This window comes from Clostridioides sp. ZZV14-6387, from assembly GCF_020657835.1.
Taxonomy (GTDB): domain Bacteria; phylum Bacillota; class Clostridia; order Peptostreptococcales; family Peptostreptococcaceae; genus Clostridioides; species Clostridioides difficile_A.
In genome coordinates this window covers 1-20,977 of record NZ_JAGWCW010000046.1, presented here as the reverse complement: position 1 = coordinate 20,977, position 20,977 = coordinate 1, and the positions used below count along the sequence as shown (strand labels likewise).

23 protein-coding genes are annotated in these 20,977 nt (G+C 27.9%); 5 read left to right on the top strand and 18 right to left on the bottom strand.

Features of this window, described 5'->3' with window-relative positions:
* Positions 1 to 396 precede the first annotated feature (396 nt).
* The 3 genes from KGF38_RS19205 to KGF38_RS19195 all read left to right on the top strand — a co-directional run bounded on the left by KGF38_RS19205 (position 397) and on the right by KGF38_RS19195 (position 5,383).
* Complete coding sequence (locus KGF38_RS19205; protein ID WP_075050850.1) at positions 397 to 2,409, top strand: sigma-54 interaction domain-containing protein; 2,013 nt, start codon at positions 397 to 399, stop codon at positions 2,407 to 2,409.
* Between the two features lie 367 nt (positions 2,410 to 2,776).
* Positions 2,777 to 3,997, top strand: a complete 1,221-nt coding sequence (locus KGF38_RS19200) for a M20 metallopeptidase family protein (RefSeq protein ID WP_074178113.1) — start codon at positions 2,777 to 2,779, stop codon at positions 3,995 to 3,997.
* 36 nt (positions 3,998 to 4,033) lie between these two features.
* The gene (locus KGF38_RS19195) at positions 4,034 to 5,383 is read left to right on the top strand and encodes an APC family permease (protein WP_074178114.1); all 1,350 of its coding nucleotides are present in this window, start codon (positions 4,034 to 4,036) and stop codon (positions 5,381 to 5,383) included.
* A gap of 85 nt (positions 5,384 to 5,468) precedes the next feature.
* On the opposite strand, the gene KGF38_RS19190 is transcribed toward KGF38_RS19195, so the two are convergent.
* The 9 genes from KGF38_RS19190 to KGF38_RS19150 all read right to left on the bottom strand — a co-directional run bounded on the left by KGF38_RS19190 (position 5,469) and on the right by KGF38_RS19150 (position 13,570).
* Complete coding sequence (locus KGF38_RS19190; protein WP_074178115.1) at positions 5,469 to 5,936, bottom strand: VOC family protein; 468 nt, start codon at positions 5,934 to 5,936, stop codon at positions 5,469 to 5,471.
* 391 nt (positions 5,937 to 6,327) lie between these two features.
* Positions 6,328 to 7,278, bottom strand: a complete 951-nt coding sequence (gene hpdA, locus KGF38_RS19185) for a 4-hydroxyphenylacetate decarboxylase activase (protein WP_074178116.1) — start codon at positions 7,276 to 7,278, stop codon at positions 6,328 to 6,330.
* A complete protein-coding gene (gene hpdC, locus KGF38_RS19180) occupies positions 7,271 to 7,528 on the bottom strand; it encodes a 4-hydroxyphenylacetate decarboxylase small subunit (RefSeq protein WP_054275595.1) in 258 nt (85 codons plus the stop codon). Before hpdC ends, hpdA begins: the two co-directional genes overlap by 8 nt.
* Positions 7,529 to 7,531: 3 nt before the next feature.
* On the bottom strand, positions 7,532 to 10,240 hold the full coding sequence (gene hpdB, locus KGF38_RS19175) for a 4-hydroxyphenylacetate decarboxylase large subunit (protein WP_074178117.1): 2,709 nt from the start codon (positions 10,238 to 10,240) through the stop codon (positions 7,532 to 7,534).
* Positions 10,241 to 10,536: 296 nt separating this feature from the next.
* Positions 10,537 to 11,553 carry a tRNA (adenosine(37)-N6)-threonylcarbamoyltransferase complex transferase subunit TsaD gene (tsaD, locus tag KGF38_RS19170; protein WP_074178118.1) on the bottom strand — a complete coding sequence of 339 codons (1,017 nt, stop codon included), beginning with the start codon at positions 11,551 to 11,553 and terminating at the stop codon, positions 10,537 to 10,539.
* Between the two features lie 5 nt (positions 11,554 to 11,558).
* Complete coding sequence (gene rimI / locus KGF38_RS19165; RefSeq protein WP_054268728.1) at positions 11,559 to 12,035, bottom strand: ribosomal protein S18-alanine N-acetyltransferase; 477 nt, start codon at positions 12,033 to 12,035, stop codon at positions 11,559 to 11,561.
* Positions 12,025 to 12,741, bottom strand: coding sequence for a tRNA (adenosine(37)-N6)-threonylcarbamoyltransferase complex dimerization subunit type 1 TsaB (tsaB, locus tag KGF38_RS19160; RefSeq protein ID WP_054275593.1), 717 nt, complete (start codon positions 12,739 to 12,741; stop codon positions 12,025 to 12,027). Before tsaB ends, rimI begins: the two co-directional genes overlap by 11 nt.
* Entirely contained in the window at positions 12,741 to 13,193 is a 453-nt protein-coding gene (gene tsaE / locus KGF38_RS19155) for a tRNA (adenosine(37)-N6)-threonylcarbamoyltransferase complex ATPase subunit type 1 TsaE (RefSeq protein ID WP_054268726.1), read from the bottom strand. Before tsaE ends, tsaB begins: the two co-directional genes overlap by 1 nt.
* A gap of 137 nt (positions 13,194 to 13,330) precedes the next feature.
* Positions 13,331 to 13,570 (bottom strand): hypothetical protein, encoded by a 240-nt coding sequence (locus KGF38_RS19150; protein WP_227832637.1) that lies wholly within the window; start codon positions 13,568 to 13,570, stop codon positions 13,331 to 13,333.
* 409 nt (positions 13,571 to 13,979) lie between these two features.
* On the opposite strand from KGF38_RS19150, the gene KGF38_RS19145 reads away from it, so the two are divergent.
* Positions 13,980 to 15,458, top strand: a complete 1,479-nt coding sequence (locus KGF38_RS19145) for a P-loop ATPase, Sll1717 family (protein ID WP_074178119.1) — start codon at positions 13,980 to 13,982, stop codon at positions 15,456 to 15,458.
* A 567-nt stretch (positions 15,459 to 16,025) separates the two neighbouring features.
* Complete coding sequence (locus KGF38_RS19140) at positions 16,026 to 16,226, top strand: hypothetical protein (protein ID WP_176702440.1); 201 nt, start codon at positions 16,026 to 16,028, stop codon at positions 16,224 to 16,226.
* Positions 16,227 to 16,338: 112 nt separating this feature from the next.
* On the opposite strand, the gene KGF38_RS19135 is transcribed toward KGF38_RS19140, so the two are convergent.
* The 9 genes from KGF38_RS19135 to KGF38_RS19095 all read right to left on the bottom strand — a co-directional run.
* Positions 16,339 to 16,635, bottom strand: a complete 297-nt coding sequence (locus KGF38_RS19135) for a hypothetical protein (protein ID WP_074179569.1) — start codon at positions 16,633 to 16,635, stop codon at positions 16,339 to 16,341.
* A 32-nt stretch (positions 16,636 to 16,667) separates the two neighbouring features.
* Complete coding sequence (locus KGF38_RS19130; protein ID WP_074179568.1) at positions 16,668 to 16,967, bottom strand: hypothetical protein; 300 nt, start codon at positions 16,965 to 16,967, stop codon at positions 16,668 to 16,670.
* 392 nt (positions 16,968 to 17,359) lie between these two features.
* Positions 17,360 to 17,650, bottom strand: a complete 291-nt coding sequence (locus KGF38_RS19125; protein WP_074178034.1) for a hypothetical protein — start codon at positions 17,648 to 17,650, stop codon at positions 17,360 to 17,362.
* A 105-nt stretch (positions 17,651 to 17,755) separates the two neighbouring features.
* Complete coding sequence (locus KGF38_RS19120) at positions 17,756 to 18,595, bottom strand: N-acetylmuramoyl-L-alanine amidase (RefSeq protein ID WP_227832636.1); 840 nt, start codon at positions 18,593 to 18,595, stop codon at positions 17,756 to 17,758.
* Complete coding sequence (locus KGF38_RS19115; protein ID WP_009894433.1) at positions 18,595 to 19,026, bottom strand: phage holin family protein; 432 nt, start codon at positions 19,024 to 19,026, stop codon at positions 18,595 to 18,597. Before KGF38_RS19115 ends, KGF38_RS19120 begins: the two co-directional genes overlap by 1 nt.
* Before the next feature lie 67 nt (positions 19,027 to 19,093).
* Positions 19,094 to 19,312 (bottom strand): hypothetical protein, encoded by a 219-nt coding sequence (locus KGF38_RS19110; protein WP_009894435.1) that lies wholly within the window; start codon positions 19,310 to 19,312, stop codon positions 19,094 to 19,096.
* Between the two features lie 99 nt (positions 19,313 to 19,411).
* Positions 19,412 to 19,594 (bottom strand): hypothetical protein, encoded by a 183-nt coding sequence (locus KGF38_RS19105; RefSeq protein WP_227832635.1) that lies wholly within the window; start codon positions 19,592 to 19,594, stop codon positions 19,412 to 19,414.
* Complete coding sequence (locus KGF38_RS19100) at positions 19,594 to 19,887, bottom strand: hypothetical protein (RefSeq protein WP_227832634.1); 294 nt, start codon at positions 19,885 to 19,887, stop codon at positions 19,594 to 19,596. The genes KGF38_RS19105 and KGF38_RS19100 overlap by 1 nt, the downstream gene beginning before the upstream one ends.
* Before the next feature lie 16 nt (positions 19,888 to 19,903).
* The coding region (locus tag KGF38_RS19095; RefSeq protein WP_227832633.1) for a hypothetical protein at positions 19,904 to 20,977 on the bottom strand (1,074 nt) is incomplete at its 5' end.

The window sequence follows — 20,977 nt, the reverse complement described above, 5'->3', positions numbered from 1 at the left end:
AAAAGACACTATTACTATTAAATTAATCTTGACAAATCTATTCTACTCACGCAGAATAAACTTATACATATATATTTTCATACATTATTTATTTTAATACAATTCTATATTTATGAAATTATTTTATCAATAGAATTTATTAAAATAAATTTTTTAGGTGTATATTATAATTTAATCGAATAGAAATGAAAAATATACATACAGTTTTAATTTTAAGCAACAATTAGGGGGATTTGGTGACAAGATTTAATTATAAGTAAGAAAGTGTCTTAAGGTGACTTTTATAAAGTCATGGATAGACACTTTCTTTTTTATTTGATAAATTTAAATTATAAAAATTATATAGCCCTATACAAGCATTTTATTAGAGGCTATCTATTATATAAGGAGAAGTTAATGAAAAAATCAGTTGCGTTGGTAAATGATAGTAGAAAAGATTTAATAGATTTTTTAGAAAATAATTTAAAATTAGTTTTTGGAGATTATATAAATATTAACAGATACTTTATAGATGAAATAAATGATAATGACATTATAAGTGATGATGTGATATTAGTAATGTCAGTAGAAAGATTAGATAAAATCATAAATAATATATTAGATAAGAAAAAAGTTATTGTGATAAGAAGAACTTTTAAGGAAGATAAAATATATAATTTATTATCTTTACCACAGGGAACAAATGCTCTAATCGTAAATGATTCCGATGAAACTACTCTAGAAACTATAAGTTTGTTTTATAAAATCGGAGTAACTAATATCAGACCAATCCCATATATGAATGACAATACTTATAAAGATATAAAGATAGCTATAACTCCAGGAGTTCCAGAAAAAGTACCTAGCTTTATCTCAGATATATTTGATTTAGGCCATAGATATATAGATATATCAACTTTTATAGAAATAATAAACTTATTACAAATTGATTCAAAAGAAATACAATCTAAGCTAGTAAAATATTCAGAGGAGATAATAAGTCTGGATACTGGTATAAAAGATAAATATAAAGAACTGTTCTTAAAAATAGAAGAATTAGATACAATATTAAACTTGTCAAAGGATGGCATACTATTTACTTCAAAAGATGGTGAAATAAATACATATAATAGTAAAGTAAAAGACATCTTAGACATAAAAGAAGATATATATGGAAAGCATATTGAAGAAATATTTACAGATAGTTTAAAGGTTTTATTAAATGAAAAAGAAATACTGGACAAAGTTATTATATTCAATAAAAAATATATAAATGTAAATAAAAAAAATATATACAATAGAGATGAAAAGATGGGTACATACTATAGTTTGCAAGAAATAACATATATAAAAAAATTAGAACAAAATCTTACTAAGAAATTAAGGGAAAAGGGACAAATAGCAAAATATACATTTAAAGATATAAAAACAAATAGCCCTAAGATGATTGAATGTATAGATTTAGCTAAGAAAGTTTCTAGGTCTGACCTAAGTATACTTATCAGAGGCGAAAGTGGAACTGGTAAAGAACTAATAGCTCAATCTATACATAATAATTCAAATAGAAAAAATCAGCCCTTTATAGCAGTAAATTGTGCGGCTGTCCCTGAGAATTTACTAGAAAGTCAGTTATTTGGATATGATAAGGGAACTTTTACTGGAGGTCTAAAAGATGGAAAGCAAGGATTATTCGAACTTGCTAATAATGGGACAATTTTCTTAGATGAAATAGGCGATATGCCTTTAGAATTGCAAACAAAACTACTTCGAGTTCTTCAAGAAAAACAAATAATGCCAGTTGGCTCTCACAATGTAATTAATATAGATGTTAGAATCATATCTGCTACAAACAAGAACTTAGAACAAATGATTGATAAGAGCCAGTTTAGGGAGGATTTATATTATAGATTAAATACAATTCCAATAAACATCCCTCCTCTAAGAGAAAGAAAAGAAGATATATTAATTATCATGGAAGATTTAATTAATAAGAAATTAGTAATTACACCAGAGGCCAAAAAGCTTATACAAAACTATACATGGAAAGGTAATATAAGAGAACTCCAAAACGTAACATCTTATTTAAATATTATGTGTGATGATATTATACTAGAAAAAGATTTACCCCCCAATTTAAGAACTTTAAATAACAAAAATTCATCATTAAAATTAAAATATAATAAAAATGATATATTAAATATACTTGAGATATTAATTTTAAATAAGGAATCAGATGTTGGAATTGGTAGAGGACTAATTTTAAAGACATTACTAGATAAAAATATCCAAATCACAGAAGGTAAAATTAAAAAAATATTTGAATATCTGAAAAAAGAAGAACTTATAATTTGTGGTTCAGGGAGATATGGAAGTAAAATAACTCAACAAGGAGAAGACTTCTACAATAAATTAAAATATGAAAGTTTGTAAACATATAATATATTAAACAAAGAAATCTATTCAGGTGCAAGATGCTTCCTCAATAGATTTTTTATTTTTCAAATGTGTAAATATAGTACATTATTTCATGTGTAATCAATAGGAATTAATAGGAATAGGATAAATTTAATAGTTCCTATTATTTTTATATAGGCTAATATATAAGCTTATTCTTATTTAAAACAATACTTTTTTGGGAAAATTGCAATAAAATAATCATTTTTATATTTTGTCAACAAACAAATGATTATTTTATTGCAAAATTCTTATAAAAAACAAAATTTATTCCTTAAAAATTATGGCACAATAATTGCTACTATAATTAACCAAACAATAAAAAGTAATTGGAGGAATAAAAATGCAACAGGCTTTAAAATTAGAATATCAAACTAAAGAATTAGAAAAAGATTTTGTAATAGAAAATTGTAATTCTATAAAACCTTGGCTAATAAATGTAAGAAGAGAATTGCACAAAATTCCAGAATTGGCTCTTGAAGAAAACCTTACCAAGCAAAAAGTCATTTCTTATTTAGAAGAAATAGGAATCGATTATATTGAATTTACAAAACACAATGGGATTATGGCATATATTTTAAAAGAAAATGCAGATAAAACTATTTGTATAAGAGCGGATATGGATGCCCTTCCTATAGAAGAAGAAAATAATATACCTTATAAATCAATACATTCTGGAAAAATGCATGCTTGTGGTCATGATGCACATACAACTATGCTACTTGGAGCGTGTAAAGTTTTAAATTCAATAAAAGATAGATTAAACGTAAATGTAAAGTTCTTATTTCAACCAGCAGAAGAAGGCTTTGGAGGAGCAAAATTCTTAGTTGAAGATGGATGTCTAGAAAATCCTAAAGCTGATTATATATTTGGACTTCATGTTATGCCACATATTGAGACAGGATTTATTGAGACAAAGTATGACACATTAAATGCTAGTGTTGACACTATAACGATAAATGTTAAAGGCAAAAGAGCTCATGGTGCATACCCTGAAAATGGTATTGACGCAATAGTTACAGCATCACAAATTGTTACATCCTTACAAACTATAATAAGTAGAAACTTAGAACCAAATAATGCTGCTGTTTTAACTATAGGTAAAATATATGGTGGTGATGCACACAATGTAATATGTGAAGATGTAAAACTAGAAGGCACTTTAAGAACTTTAAATGGCAAAACAAGAAACTTTATGATTGATAAGATATCTAAGATTGTTGAAGACACTGCATCTGCATTTGGATGTGTTGGAACATTGCATGTAAGTGATGAAAATTATCCAGCTGTTATAAATGAAAAGGAATTAGTAGATACTGTTATCTCAAGTACTAAAGAATTATTTGGAGAAGAAAAATTTATATTAAGACCAAACCCTTCTTTAGGTGGTGAAGATTTTTCTTTTTATACAGAACATTGCAAGGGAGCATTCTTTCATTTAGGCTGTAAAAATGAAGAAAAGGGATTAATTTCACCTCTACATACATCTAGCTTTAATATAGATGAGAATTGTCTTCCAATAGGTGTTATGATGCATGTAATGAATACTTTATATTTTAATTAATACAGTAATTAATAAAAGAATAGGAGATAAATTAATATGGAAAAGGCTAAAAAATTAGGGTTATTTAGTATGATATTATTAGGAATTAATAGTATAATAGGTTCAGGTATATTCTTACTACCAGGTAAAGTTTATAACCTAGCAAGTCAAAACAGTATATTTATATACATTTTTGCTACAATTTTAGTTCTATCAATACTTTTATGTTTTGCAGAAGTTGGAAGTATGTTTGATAAAAATGGTGGTGCATATCTATATTCCAAAAAAGCATTTGGAGATTTTATAGGCTTTGAAGTTGGTACCATGTCTTGGGTTATAAGAATTATATCATGGTCTACTCTAGCAGTAGGATTTGCAACAGCTTTAGGTTCATTTTGGCCAGAAGCTGCAACTGAATACAAGGGCTATATAGCAGCAGTATTAGTAACACTACTTTCTATAAATAGTTTATTTGGAATTAAAAGTACAAAGATAATGAATAATGTAATAACTATAGCTAAATTAGTACCACTAATAGTTTTTGTAATAGTCGGAATATTCTTTATAAAATTCGAAAATATTGCCCCTTCAGGTAACGTAGTTAACTCTAGCATGGGACCAGCTATCATATTGGTATTTTACGCATTTACTGGATTTGAATCATTTATCGTAGCAAGTGGAGAAATGGAAAACCCTAAAAAAAATCTTCCAATTGCCTTAATAACTACAATATTTATATGTGCAATAATTTATATTTTAATTCAAGTTGTCTGTATGGGTATACTTGGAGATAAACTCTTTGAAAATAGTATTCCAATTGCAGATGCTTCAAGTGTATTTTTAGGTAACTATGGTAAGGTATTTATATCTGTAGCTACATTAATATCTATATTTGGTATAAATATAGGTTCTTCAATAGTAACTCCTAAATGTGGTTCTTCTCTAGCAGAAGAAGGTTCTCTTCCAGCATTTATAGGAAAAACAAATAAATATGATGCTCCATATGTAGCAATAATTATATCTTTAATTTGTTGTATACCACTTGTATTGACTGGAAGTTTTGAACAACTTGCAGTAATGAGCGTAATTGCAAGATTTGCTCAGTATATCCCAACTTGTTTGTCAGTAATAGTTTTAAGAAAAAGAACAGATATTCAAGGCTCTTTTAAGATTCCATTTGGTCCAGTTATACCAATAGTAGCTATTTTAGGTAGTTTATGGCTGTTACAACAAGCTTGGGCAGAAGATATGGCAAAACCTATAACTCAAAATAGAGTTTTAATAGGATTAGGAGCAATGTTATTAATAGCCCCTCTATACATATTTATGAAAAAAAACAAGGGAATTGAGTTTGAAGATAAAGCAGAGAATTCAAAATTATATATTTCTAGAGAAAAAATTCAATAACATTTTATAGATTATTTAGAGAATATAATAAATAAAGGCGAAAGCATAGATTTGCTAACGCCTTTATTTTAATATAAGCTATCACCTAGTTTAAAACTGATTCAATATATTCAATAGTTACATCCATTCTTTTAGCCACCTCATTCATTGAAAGTCCACTATCTAAAAAACGTCTACATACAGATGATATAGTTTCCCCAACCTCAATAATATGACCATCTAAATCATAAAATCTAATTGCTCTTTGACCCCAACTATGTTCTACAACCAGATGAATATAATTTATATCTTTCATTGTACTCAATCTTTCAACAAAAGTATCAAAATATTCTTCTTCAAAATATAACTCTGCATCATTTCCATTGAATTGTACTTCATTATCATTCTTATTAATAAACTCTAACCAAAGTTTTTTTTCTTGTAATGATATATTACCTTCTAACACAACATTTTCTCCAAAATCACAGGTTACATTTAATCCTAAAACATCATAATAAAACTTTTTTGATTTCTCAATATCTTTAACCACTATTAAAGCATTTACAAACTTCATATTACCTCCTTGATATACATATATTTTATTTATATCTTATAAATAAAATTAAACTATATAGATTTCAATAGGATATTATATAAATAAAGAAATTACAAACCTTATTGAAATAGTATAGTTGATTGTATCATATAGTACATATTTTAATCTTGTAAAAAACGGACATCTATAATACTCTCTATACTTTTTGTACCTTTCATTGATAATTTATTTTAGTTGTTTATAAAATAGATTCTATTAAATTTTTTCATATTCATGCTTTACCATATTACATTTACTACAATAAAGTAAACGTAATATATCTTCTAATCATAATTTAAACTATATAAAAAGGATGTCACTCTAGCTTTTAGTGTAACATCCTTTTTAATTAACCTTATATTATTTACTTTTAGAAAGCTGTCTCATGACCAACATAACAAGCTATACCATTATCCAAAAATATATCTTGTAACTCTTCAAGATGCTCTTCATCAACATCTCCCTTATCAGAATACTCATACTCCTTACCTAATTGAATCCACTTTGATTCTCCTAGCCTATGAAATGGTAATAAGTTAATCTCTACCAAATTGTTTTTGTGCATAAAAGATATAATATCACTTATATTTTCAGTACTATCATTAAATCCTGATATAACTGGAACTCTAAGTACCAATCTTCCTTTCCAGTCAGAGTTAGCAAGATTTGATACATTTTCCAAGATTAAATCATTGTACACACCTGTTTGCTCTTTGTGTTTTTCTCTATCCATATGCTTTATATCAATAAATGCAAAATCAATATCTTTAAATATTTTATTAAAAATTTCATTGGAAACACATGCACTCGTCTCAATAGCAGTGTGTACATTTATCTCATGACATTTCAATAATACTTCATGTAAAAATTCATGTTGAAGTAGTGGTTCTCCTCCACTAAATGTTACTCCTCCATTACTTCTCCAATTATTAGAATCACGTTTAATTACTCTTATAAGTTCATCTACAGTATAAGGCTTCGCACATAACTTAAACGCATTGTAATAACATGAGTTGACACATTCAAAGCTTTCACAGTCTTTACATATGTTCCAATCTATAATTGGCTTATTATCAAGATTAAAACTCAATGCACCTTTTTTGCATTTACCATGACATACAGTACACCCATCTTCATATTTACAAGATAACTCACTAAACATCATATGGGGTCTTACAGTCCAACTTTCAGGATTTGCACACCATTTACAACTAAGTGGACATCCATTTAAAAATACAGTTGTTCTGCAACCTGGTCCATCATGAACTGAAAAGCTTTGTACATCAAAAATCATACCTGCTAGTTGATTTTGTCTACTCATTAAACATATGTCCTTCACAAGTAATTGCATTTAATGTTGAATATACCCAGTCTTCCTTTTCAAGACCAACACATTTGCCTATACCTTCATCATTAACATCAACGAAATTTTTACAATTTTTACATTTTGGCATCACTTTTAATTCTTCACAAGCTTCATCATCTAAGTTAAGCATTTGTTTTGATAGTCTACAAATTCCTTTTGTAGCATCTACTGCACAAAAATTCATACAATCACTATGTTTTTTCATATTTTACACCCCTTCATACTCTGTTCTAGCAATTACTTCATCCTGTATTGGTTTTCCTAATTCACACCAGTATTGAGTAAATCCAGCAACACGCACCATCAACTGACGATAATTATCAGGATTTTTCTGTGCCTCTTTTAATGTTTTAGAATCCACAACATTGTATTGAATATGGAAACCACCTTTTCTTAAATAACTTCTTGTTAAATCTAATAATTTTTTAGTTCCTTGTTGTCCTTTAATTGTTGTTGGATGAAGTTTTAAATTCATCTGAGAATTTTGAACTACTGCTTGGTCCCAAATAGTTGCAGACTCAAATAATGCATAGACACCATTTTTATCAGTTCCTGCATATGCAGAGACTGAACCATCTGAATATGTTGTTCCACTTAGTCTACCATCTGGAGTAGCTAAAGTGGCAGCACCTTGTGGTCCATGTGTAGAAACAGATATTTGACAAGGATACATTTTTTTAGCATATAAAGATTGTGCTTCTTCGCACACTTTTGCTAGCCATACTTCATAGTTTTTAAGAATGCTATCTGCATATAAATCATTATTTCCGTATTTAGGTGCATCAAGACAGGCCTTGTAGATAGCATCATATTTACCAGTTTTATCTACTTTTACTTGGTCTGCCATAGAATAGTTTCCAACCTCTAAAGCATCTTTAAATCCAAAGTTATTCAAAATAGCCTCTTTCATTTCTTCAAGTGTAAATTCTTTATCATCATATACAAGTTTTTTAAGTGCAGCAAATGAATTAACCATAGTAACAGTACCACAAGTTTCTACATTTAATGTCGCATTATAACGGTATCCCATGTTTCCTATATGTTGACCCTTGTCTAAACAATCTGGTTTTAATAGCGAATTTATTACAGAAGTATCAAACTTTCTCCATATATCTAATTCAATATTATTTGCTCTTTCAAGGACATTTATTGCTTGTTTATAATAATCTTTAAATACTTCTACAACCTCTTCATATGTATCTAGAGGTTTATTATGAGGTTCAAATACTTGCACATTCATACGGTAGTCTTTACCATTCATAAGAACAAGTTCTAATATTTTAGGATTAGCTAAAAAATGCACTCCAGAACCAGCTGTTTGCCCTGCTCCACCTGCTATAGAATATGTTTTCCCATTTAAAGTTAACTGTTTCCAACATCCTGGAGATGTTTCTAGACATCCGCCTAGTGCAAAAGCTCTAGCTTCTTCAACAGTCATACCCTCATCGCCAAATTGTCTCATCATGAAAGTTGTCCCATTTGAGTTGTTTACCCATGCTGGATAACCAGAACCAAGCTTTGTACATTCAACAGCCTTCATCAAGAAATCTTCTGGAAGTTTTTCATCATACAACATAGTTAAACTAGGTTGAGGAGTTCTACATCTCATACTTGCTTCTAATAGTAATTCTTCTAATTCATTTGCTCCTGTAGAGCCATCTTCTCTTAGCCCACCTATAGATAATGTGTTAAATGTATTTCCTGATAATACTCCTCCATTTACTCCTGCTGAAGCAAAACAGTCAATACAAGTAATCTTTATTCTATAAAGCTCTAATAATTCAATTACTTCTTCTTTTGTGATTATTCCTTTTTCTATATCTTGCTCATACCAAGGATATAAGATTTGACCAAAGCGCCCTATAGACATACCAGATATAGCATCTTCGTTTACTGATGCTATATGGATTGTATAAGTCAATTGAAGCGCTTCCCTAAATGTACGAGGTTGTTTGTGTGCAATGTGCTCTAATATCTCCACTAAATCTGAATATTCTTTTTTAGCTTCTAAATCTTTCTCTATACTTTCTAAATATTTTGCATGTTTTGCATAATTTAAAATCCAAGTTTGTAGACCTTCAATAACTTGGACAACTGCTTCATAGAAATATAGACGGTCCATTCCAATAAGTCCATCTCCAGATGCGTTTCCTGCAACTGCTTTCTTACATTCTTTTGCCATTTCTATGATTCCATCTAGCCCATAATTCAAAGGATAAAAATAGTTTATAACTTCTCTACCTTGAGGAAGTGTATATCCTGAATCAAACATACAAATAAGTGTACTCATTAATTTTTCTTTTAAATCATAATCTGGCATCATTTTCTCATAATGAAAGCCTAAATCTTCAACTGATCTTCCAACCCATTCCTTAGCCATTTTTACAAGTACAGGTACTTCTTCTTTTCTCATTCCAAATTTACCAGCTATTGAAACAACATTTCCAAAACTCTCAGTTACATTTCCCCCACCAGAACCAAATTTTGTAAGTTCATCTGCTGTGTTACTAGCTAACTTATTTGCTTCTTCTTTCATTTGTTCCCCTTGAGCTACGAAGAAACTCTCGCTTACCCAAGGCATGGGGAATGACCCTCTATAGTGGCGTGTTTTTTGCATTACTATCTTCTCGCCTGGTATTATATTAGGTGTCATATGAGAAAAAGCAGATTTAAGAGCTTTAGCTCTTCTAACTACAGGTATATCACCATCTGATTTTCTATATTCTCTATTATACCAATATGGAAATTCCATATCAGCTGTAGACAATGTATTATAATATACATTTAATAAATCATCAGCCCTTTTACTTGCTTTTTTTTCACTAAATTCATCTAAATTTTCTTTATCTTGAAAATTTGCCTTAATATTTTTTGCTTCTAAAATACTTCTTATTTTGTCTTCTTTACTTTGACTCATTTCTTCCCCTCCTTAATCTTTCTATAATTAGTATAAAACTTTTTAATAAGGGAAAAAAAGGGTATATTACCCACTTTTTAAAATAATCTTTCTACAAAAAAATTAAACTTGAAGTAAATTCACACCAAAGATAAACTTTATATCCTAAATGTATTGCAATTCATTAGAATATAAAGGTTATACATCGTTTTACTTCAAGTTTTAACATATACTATATTTATTTTGATTGTATTTATTTTTACTTATATTTATTTTTCTGAAACAATTCTTTAATATATTTATAAATTTATTTCATATTACTGATTTATTTTTAAATTTGGAACTGCATTTAAACTCATATCATGTGTTTTACCATTTATAAAATTATAATATCCTGCACACCCAATCATCGCTGCATTATCTGTGCATAAAATTAAAGGCGGATATTTAACAGTGATACCACTATCTTTTGCAATCTCTGTTATTTTAGCTCTGAGCCCTGAATTAGAAGCAACTCCACCAGAAAGAGTTATAATATTGTAGCCTTTATCTTTTGCTGCTTTTAGTGCTTTAGTAGATAAAACTTCTACCACAGCCTCTTGAAAAGATGCTGCTACATCTTCAACTACTATTTCCTCATTTTTCATTCTTTTTCCATTTAGATAGTTTAACACAGAAGATTTTAATCCACTAAAACTAAAATCATAGCTATCTTCTTCTAAATATGCTCTTGGAAACTCTATAGCATGCTTATTTCCTTTTTTGGCGAGATTATCAATAATAGGCCCTCCTGGATAGCCTAGATTCATCGCTCTTGAAATCTTATCAAATGCTTCTCCAGATGCATCATCTCTAGTTTTTCCTAAGATTTCATACTTACCATAGTCTTTAACCTCAACCAAGTGGGTATGACCTCCAGATACTATTAATGTTATAAAAGGAGGTTTCAAATCCTTATGCTCTATATAGTTTGCACTTAGATGACCTTCTATGTGATTTACTCCTACAAGTGGTATATTCAAAGTATATGCAAGTGCTTTAGCATAAGATAAGCCTACTAGTAAAGCTCCTACTAACCCAGGTCCATATGTAACTGCAATATGGTCTATATCATTAAATCCTATATTTGCTTTATCTAAAGCCTCCTGGACAACTATATCAATATTTTCCACATGTTTTCTTGAGGCTACTTCTGGAACTACACCGCCAAACTTTTTATGTGTTTCTATTTGGGTAGAGATTATGTTTGAAAGTACTTCTCTACCATTTTTTAAAACTGATGCAGCTGTTTCATCACAACTACTTTCTATAGCTAATGTTATTATATCACTCATAAACTCTACACCTCCTTTAATTGGTTCCACATTATAATTGCATCTTCTTTATTATCACTGTAGTATTCTTTTCTTATTCCACCCATTTTAAATCCATATTTTCTATATAGATTTTGTGCTATTTTATTTGATGCTCTAACTTCTAATGTCATAGACACAATATTATTGTCTTTGCACAAATCAACTATACCTTTTATCAGCTTGTCTCCTATTTTTTTACCTCTATAGTCACTATGAACAGCCACATTATTTATATGCCCTTCATCAAGTATAAGCCAAATTCCCACATATCCAACAACTTTTCCATCTAGTTTAGCTACTATATACCTTGCTACTTCATTAGATAACTCTTTTCTAAAAGATTCTTTTGACCAATAATCTTCAAAACAATTTTTTTCTACTTCAAAAACTTCATCTATATCTTTAATAGTCATTTCTTCTATTTTTATATCATCTACTATTAGTTTTGTATTATCTTTCATCATTTAGCCTCTTCATTTTTTCATCATATTGTACTTCAGCTTGAGATTTTCTGATATACATAGGATTTATTGTATAACAAGTATGTACATCTATATTTTTATTATATTTACTTAATGCCAAAGAACATAAACTTCCTGCATTAGACACATTGTTAACTGGCGAAGGTATTTTTATATTTTTTACATTCTCTAACCTATCTTTATATTTATATACAGCTTCTCCAACTACTATAAATTCTTCATCACTCGATACTATTTCCTCTAATAAAGTATCAAATTCTACAACATTAACACCCTCTAATTCTATTAGCTCTCCATTCTCAAGTTTATATTTAGCTGAATAGACTTGATTCTTCTGTGCATCTAATATACAACATATCTTCCTCTCACATAGATTCATGTTATTTGCTAGGGATTCCAAAGAATTCACTGCTATTATTGGTATATTATTTACATGAGCCATAGCTTTTACTGTAGCCATACCTATTCTAAGACCTGTAAATGAGCCAGGACCTATACATATAGCTAATAAATCTATATCTTTTATACTTAAATCACTCATGTTCAACATACTTTCTATCATTGGCATAAGTTTTTGCGAATGAGTTTTTTTGTTATTTACTGTAAACCCACATATTAAGCTATCATCTTCTACAACTGACACACTTGCTGCCATAGAAGATGTATCCATACCTAGTATTTTCATTATTTAATCAACTCCTCAACTATCTCTTTGTAAAACTCTCCCTTTGGAGTTAATATCATTTCTCTTCCTTCATCTTTATATTTTAATTCTATATTTAAATATTCTTTTGGAAGTATATCTTCTATTAGATTAGCCCATTCAATTATGCAAATTCCATTTGAATTTACATATTCCTCATATCCAATATCATACATTTCATCACTGCTACCTATTCTATATACATCAAAATGATACAAAGGTACTTTGCCTTCATATTCATTTATTATAGTAAAAGTTGGACTTGTTATATAGTCTTTTATGCCTAATGAATCTGCCAAACTTTGTGTCATTGTAGTTTTCCCAGCCCCTAAATCTCCTACTAAACAGATAACACTACCTTCTTTTAAGAGTTTACCTAATTTATATCCTATTTCTCTAGTTTTGCTTTCATTTTCCAAATATATTTTTGCCATTAATTCATCTCCATTTTGATATAATCGTCATGTGAATTTATATCACTGCTTAATTAATTATAGTATAAGCCTCAATTATTATAAAGTACTTCTATTTATCTTTTTTATCTTTCAATATTAATAATCCTATCTAAATCTTATATACATTCTTCAATATAAATCTTCACATATTCCTTTGCCTTGCAATTCTGCTTTAAGGCTTCTCTACATATTTTCTCAGATTGTTCTTTTACATACTTGAGAGATTTATAATTTTCCTTTACTGCTTCAATGCACATTCTCTCTGTTTGATTTTTTATATACATTAACATCTTTCCATTTCGCCTTACAATTTCTATACATATATCTTCTGTATAGCTATCTATGTAACTTAACACATCTTTAGTGTTACTTATATTTTATATATATGGCTATTTTTCAACATTTTATAATATTTATACCATTTATTTTTTTATCTTTTGTCAGTTAAATGTCAGTTAAATATTTTATCCACAATTTTTATATAAGTTTTCCACAAGTTATCCCCAGTTTTATCCACATCAATAAAAAGGTAGCTACTAATATAAGTGCTACCTTTTTATTTATTCTTCATCTTTTTTAATCTCAACAATACTTCTATTTTAAATTGATACTTACATAGAACTTATTTTTTCCGATTCAAATTTTATTTATTTTAGCAATAACTTCCAAAATATTATAGTTGTTTTTGTCAGTATTAATATTAATAATTATATTTTTATTGTATAATAGTAGTATTACATATAAATATAGAAAGAAGGTTTTTTATTGTCAAACAAAGTTCTTAAATTAAAAGATTATAAATTTGGTTTTGCTGATGCAGAAACTGAATTTAAACGCGAACCCAATATATTTGAAAATGCATTTTATGATCCAAGAAATATTGTTGATAGGCTAATTAATGGAAATGAATTTATGTTAATTGGAAATAAAGGTGTTGGTAAGACTGCTTATAGTGCTAAAATTCGAAGTATTGCTCAAAGCTCAGATAGTTTATATGCTGAGCAAATCTCTCTAGAAAATTTTGAGTTCAAAACATTTTCTGATATTGGGTTAAAATCAATTAATGGATGCCAAAGATTCAAATCTTACTGGGATATAACATTAACTATAGAAATATATAAATTCCTTAATAAAATATTGGATTTTTCCTGTGTTGAAAGCTTTAATCAAATCATAAATTTTTTAACTAAAAATAATATCATCCTAAATAAAAATATAAATAATACAATAAACTTTATGCCATCATTAGAACTAAACATAAAAGATATTTTTAAATTAAATCTTAACACTGGAATCTCGAGAAAGGATATTAACACTTATTCTATGGTAGAATTCTCAGAATATCTTCTTGAAAATCTTAAACTATTATATTTAAATGATTTTAGACACCTTTTAATCATAGATGGACTAGATGATATTTTAAGATATGAAAAAAATGATTTTGATATATTGGCTGGTCTCTTTAGATCTGCTAATTCAATAAATGATTATTTGTTTGCAAATAATATTTCTATAAAAATAATTATTTTAGTCAGAGCAGACATCATAACACGTATATTAGATCCAGATTTTAATAAGATAAAAAGAGATAGTGGTATTGAACTAAAATGGGATAACAGAATGGACGATTTAAAACAATTAGTAAATCTAAGATTTTCTATTTCAAATACAATCAATTATGAGGATGAGAAACTTTGGTATACACTCTTTCCAAAGTACATAAAAAAGAAAGATTCTTGGGATTATATTCTAGAATTCACTTTAAATAAACCTAGAGACATCTTGCAATTTCTAAAGCAAGCTAAAGATACATATCAGGAAAACACTACACTTTCGTATTCAGAGGTTGACTTATTATTAAGAGATTATTCCTCTTCATATTTTATCGAAGAGATGAAAAATGAATTAGCTGGATTTGTAAATGATGACATTATAAGTAATATTACATCAATTCTGGGCAAACTTGGTAAAACCAATTTTTCTCTTAAAAGCTTCCAAAAAATAGCTGCTGAAACTGTCCCTAATAAAGATTTATCTCTTTTCAAGGAATTGCTTGGTCGATTATATGAAAACGGATATATAGGGCAAATAATAAAAACACCTAAATACGATAAAAGAAAAAAGAAAAACACAATTAAAACCTATGTGATATTTAAACATAAAAGACCAACCTCTCAAATAGATTTCTCAAACGACTTCACAATACACAAAGGTTTATACAAAGCTTTAAACTTCGGATCATAATAATAAAAGGCTCTCCGTCACTGACGTCTGAGCCTTTTAAAATAATAGAGCGTGCAAAATTTGGCATCTTTTTTGATCTATAATATATCCGCAGATATATTAATACTTTCTCTATTATTACTTTATGTTATGCTAATATATTCTAATTGTGTTCATAACATAATCCTGAATTAAATATTAAATTCAGTATATTTAACGTTCCAAGTCAGTTTTTTGATAATAAGTAAAACTGGCTTTCATACTTATGATTATAAACGTTAATTTCTATTTTTTCAATAAGTTTATCAAATTTGTTAATATTTGATATTTATATATAATAGTTATATAACTATTATATATATGCCCATAATTAAGATTTTTATTCTATATATTTTTGTTTTTCTTACACTAAATATACTATCTTCTTTTTGAATTTTGTAACAAATTTATATAAAATTATTGTTAAATACATTTACTACATATCTATATTATATATTATTATAAAGATATAATAATATATGCTTTGTAAACAAATTGTTTAAAAAAATACATAGAATCTCAAAATATTAGTGCAAAGGGGTGATATAAATGTGTTTCAAGGCTTACATACTAAAAAGAGTAATAAATAACAAACAATTAGAGATAACTCGAAGTTTCGACTTAGATAATCTTATTTGTACCGCAACAGAAATATTGAAAGATAATAAGATTGATTTGATAATTATTGATGAAGCAAACAAAGTTGTTTGGAGAAATGAAAAAAGCACTCCCGCTCATGAGAATGCTTAGTTACAGATATAGAAGTGTACTGCGAATACACTTCTATTTTTTTATTATATCACATAAAAGTAACTGTATTAATAAAATTTACATTTTACAGATACAGTTACTTTAATTTAATCTATTTATCTTCTTTTAATGTCGGATTTAAAAATACTGCACCATGATTGTATTGCTTGTCCTCAACAATTACATAAACACGATTTGTATTTCTTGAGGATGTTATTTTAAGTTCTAAATTAATATTATCAGTTGGCAACACTTCAACTTCATAATTATCTACATTGTTGTTTGTGATGTTATTGAATATATTACCATGACGTTCAAAAAAAACCTCGCCAACTATTACAAAATATACATCTTCTTTTTTACTATTTTCAACCTCTATAGTATTTTGTTGAGTTATATTTAGTCTCATTTTGTGACTCCTCATTAGATTAATATTTTTTATTATCTGTGTGTATGTGTATAATTATGTATCTCATTAATATGAGTAATCATTGCTTTATTGTTTTCTTCGCAAGATAGAGGTTTAAAAACAACAATCTCTGCTAAAAAACTTCTTGGATTTTTTGTAACTAAAGTAGCATTACAAATAAAGCTATAATTCATCCCAGCTACAATTTGAGTAGAAACAATAAGCGGTTCATAATCAACACCTTTTAACATTCCTATAGCCTCGTTAAATATTTCTAAATTTTCTTTTTCTACTACTTTAAAATCTGACCATCCACCACACAAAGTATTCATAAAAAACCTCCTAATATCTAGATTCGACCTATATTCATAATAATATTAATATTCATAATTTTCAATACATTTTGTATAACTAGTCATTGAAAAGGCATAAGTGGACAAATAGATGGTGTTTATATAAAAAAACAACAAAAACATTTATATTTGTAATCTTTTAGACACACTTTATCTTTGTGAACTTGATATGCTCTGATTAAGAAAATAAATCTTATATGAGTTTGTAATTATTTATGAAAAAGAATCTGAATACTTTCTTATGGTATATATGTAGATATATTTCTTTCATGTTTTATACTATCAGTACTATTTGATAAATGGCTATACCTATTTTCCTATATACCTACACTTGAAAAGGTAGCAACTGGAAATAGTTGCTACCTTCTTAATCAGCAATGCTTAAATTTTGATACACTAAAATTCTTAACTTGAAACTTGAATAACTGTTCAATCTCATCAACTACATTCTGTATCTTATTTTCATATCTTGAATCATAATATATATTTATCTCACCTATGCTATTTATACTTATAGAATAGTCTTTTCTTTCTATTATACATATGCTTCCACAATCTGATAAATCATTCTTGTATATTGATTTTAATTGTCTTTTTATCTTGAGAAAGTCTATTGCTGGATAAATATTATTTGGATAAAAACTCTTATCATTTATTAACATCTTATCCACCCCTTATCGTTTTATTTATAAAACTTTATACCTTATTAATAACTATATTAAACATATTTTTCCATATTCATAATTATTTCATATAAAATATTTACTTTATCTATTAATAAAATCTAATGCCTTATAAAGTGTATCAAATCTATCATTTCCCTTTATCATTGTGTATTTTTCTTTAGTTATAGCCCCTATCTTATTACATGCTCCTCCACCTACAATATACAGATTTTGTGTCTGACCTGGTACATAATCTTTTATATCACATATTAATATTTTACCATCATTATAACCCCAACCAACTACAGTTGCAGGGATTTTGTCAACCTCTCCATCATAAACTATTGTATGTTTGTACATCTGTTTAACTCCCTCATTATTTATATTTTTATTTAATACCCCTTCTACAATTAACTTAGCAATACCTTCATACCCAAATTTCTTAGCTTTCTCACAATCCTCTTTGCTATCACAGAAAAAACTTTCAATTAGTATTGCAGTAGGTTTAGAGCTATTTAAGATATATAAACTTTTATCTAATTTAGCACCTCTATTACCTACTTCTTTATCTCCTTTTTTTCTTATGAAAGGTTTAGACAGTTTATCTACTACCCTCTGCGCATATTCCTTCCCTTTTTCACTATAGTAAAATACTTCTGTTCCAAAAGCTCCTACACCACTTGAATTTAAATGCAACTCTATAAGTAAGTTATAGTTTCCACTATTAATCTTAGGTATTTTATATGACTTTTCTTCTGATTTAGTTTTAAATTGCTTTTCGGGACATATTATTACATCTACCTTATGCCCTTCTTTTCTAAATATATCTGCTAATACTGGTGCAAGAGATTTGTTGTATTGATACTCGTTAATTACTCCATCAGCAGAAGTGCATGCTCCACTTTTTAAAATACTGTGTCCTACTGTAATACATATTTTCATTATTTATTACCTCCCTTAATATTTAATTCGTCTGTCATTGTATCTAGTAAATTGCCTATTTTCTCCTTTAATTTTTTGGGAACTGGTAATCCACATAAGTACATATTTTTTAATATACTTACACTTTCATACAAAATGAATAGAATAGAGAAAAATTCAGATATTCCAAGATGATTTAATCTCAAGAAATCAATCCAATCTTGTGGCAACATAAATAAAAAGTTAAACTTTGTAAGTATATCAACTACTGCTAGAAAAAATATACATGCTATCATTGCAACTTTTCTTATTCCTCCATTTATTCCAAAACTTGAATTAAACTGATGTGTTTTTATTGCTCTTAAGCAACCTAACAGTGTATCAAATGCTATTGCTAATATTACTAATTTTATAAATATATTTGTTGCTAAAAAAACTATTGTTAAATTCATATTTCCTCCTAATTGTTGTATTAAAAAGGACCTAGAATTATCTAAGTCCTTTAAATGTATTAATTTATTATTTTACCTTTAAATTGTTAACGAAATCTGCAGCTATAATAAAGTATGCTGCATCGCATTTTGCTTCTCCCATAATCCCTGGATTAGAAATGTAACAACTTGTTGGGTTTTGTTCTAGCCCCTCTAGCTTTATATTTTCTACCATTATAAATATCTCCCCCATAGTAGGTATAATTAACATTAGAACTAGAATGCAAATTACAATTATTTTCTTCATTTTTTAATCTCCTTTTAATAGAATTTTTTTATTATAGATAAAAATAAAAAATATATAACTAAAAAAGGAAATTATTTTTAATTTATATAAAAAAAGAACCTACTTTGTTGGTTCTGCTCCTTCTACTACTCCAATTTCTCTAATTATATAATCTTCTACTGCTTTTCTGTACTCTGCATTAGTTACATCATCCAATTCAAATTCTCGATTTTTTAGAGGGTTCAATCCTCCATTTAAAATCCTCTCTGCTAATATTCTTACCACAATATTATTTATACTCATTATAAAATTCCTCCTACTTTCTCATTTTCATTTAGTAATAATTGGTTTTCTAACTCTTGTATTCTTTTTTCTTCTTCATTTACATATACTGGAATTTCTTCTGAAATTGGTTCTTTTGTTTCTATATTTATACCTATTATTCTATATTTTTCATAGTCTATACTTCCATATGGAACATCAATACAATGCAACTGTGTTATTATATCATGCTCCAATATATCCCCTGTTGCTTCTCCTGTTTGCAAGAGTATTTTACCTGTTTGGTCACATATAATTCTATTTGCTCTGTTCACTTTATCACCTCATTTATTAAATAAATTTTATAGCTTGCCACTTAAAAGAAGAACCTTGTCTTTGGCAAGGAAGTTGTATGCCTCTATTATCCATATAAACATCACGTTCATTTAATTTAAGAACTTCGCCTTCAACTTTAAAATCTTTTAAATATGTTTCTAAGCGGTGATAATGTGCAGTAATTACAAAATCCTGAGTGAAAATACCACGACAAGCAAAAACAAAAAATTTACGAAAATAACCACTATCAATTAATTCAAAAGTAGTAAAAAATATATTAGGAACAAAATTAAGTCCGTTAATTTGAATGGCTCCAGGAAATAGGAATAGATAATCGCTTCCATGATAAAACCCATATTTATTAACACAACTATTAACAACACTACTACCACTAGCTACTTTATATTTAGAATTTAACTGACCTATAGTGTTATTAGCCTGTGTTAATTTGTTTGTTAAATCCTCGATACTAGCATCTCCACTATCAAAACTTGCTTTAATTTTTTCTGATAATTCAACTAATGTATTATTTAAACTTGCTTCTATATTCTTTAATGCTAAAGTGTTTATAATACTTGTTTTACCATTCTTAAATCCTTCTCCAATTTCTGTTAGCTTAGTTGATATATCACTTAAACTAGCATCAGATTGAAGTGGCATTATCTCTTTGCTTATACTTAACACTTTTTCTGCTGTTGCATTTTCTGCATCTGTAGCAACTATTTTTAATGTGTGTATTGCATTGTCTGTAAGTTCATAGTTGATGGTTTTTTCTGCTGTTAAATCTGTTGTTATTGTTTCTTTTAATACATCATCAATAAACCACTCTATTTTAGACAAGTTATTATCTATATCTATTGCTGTAAATGTTGCAGAAGTGGAATTATAAGAAACTACATTTAATTTTGGTTTAGTGTTTCCTTTTGTAAATGTAACAGTTTTATCTAAAAACTTACCCCCTTGATAAGTACTAAGTTCTATAGTTATATTATTTGTAGAGTTAAAACTTAAAGTTGATAAATGTTCATCTGTAAGACTTAAAGTATAGTTACCATCAAGAGCATAGTTTTTTTTAGATATCACAACATC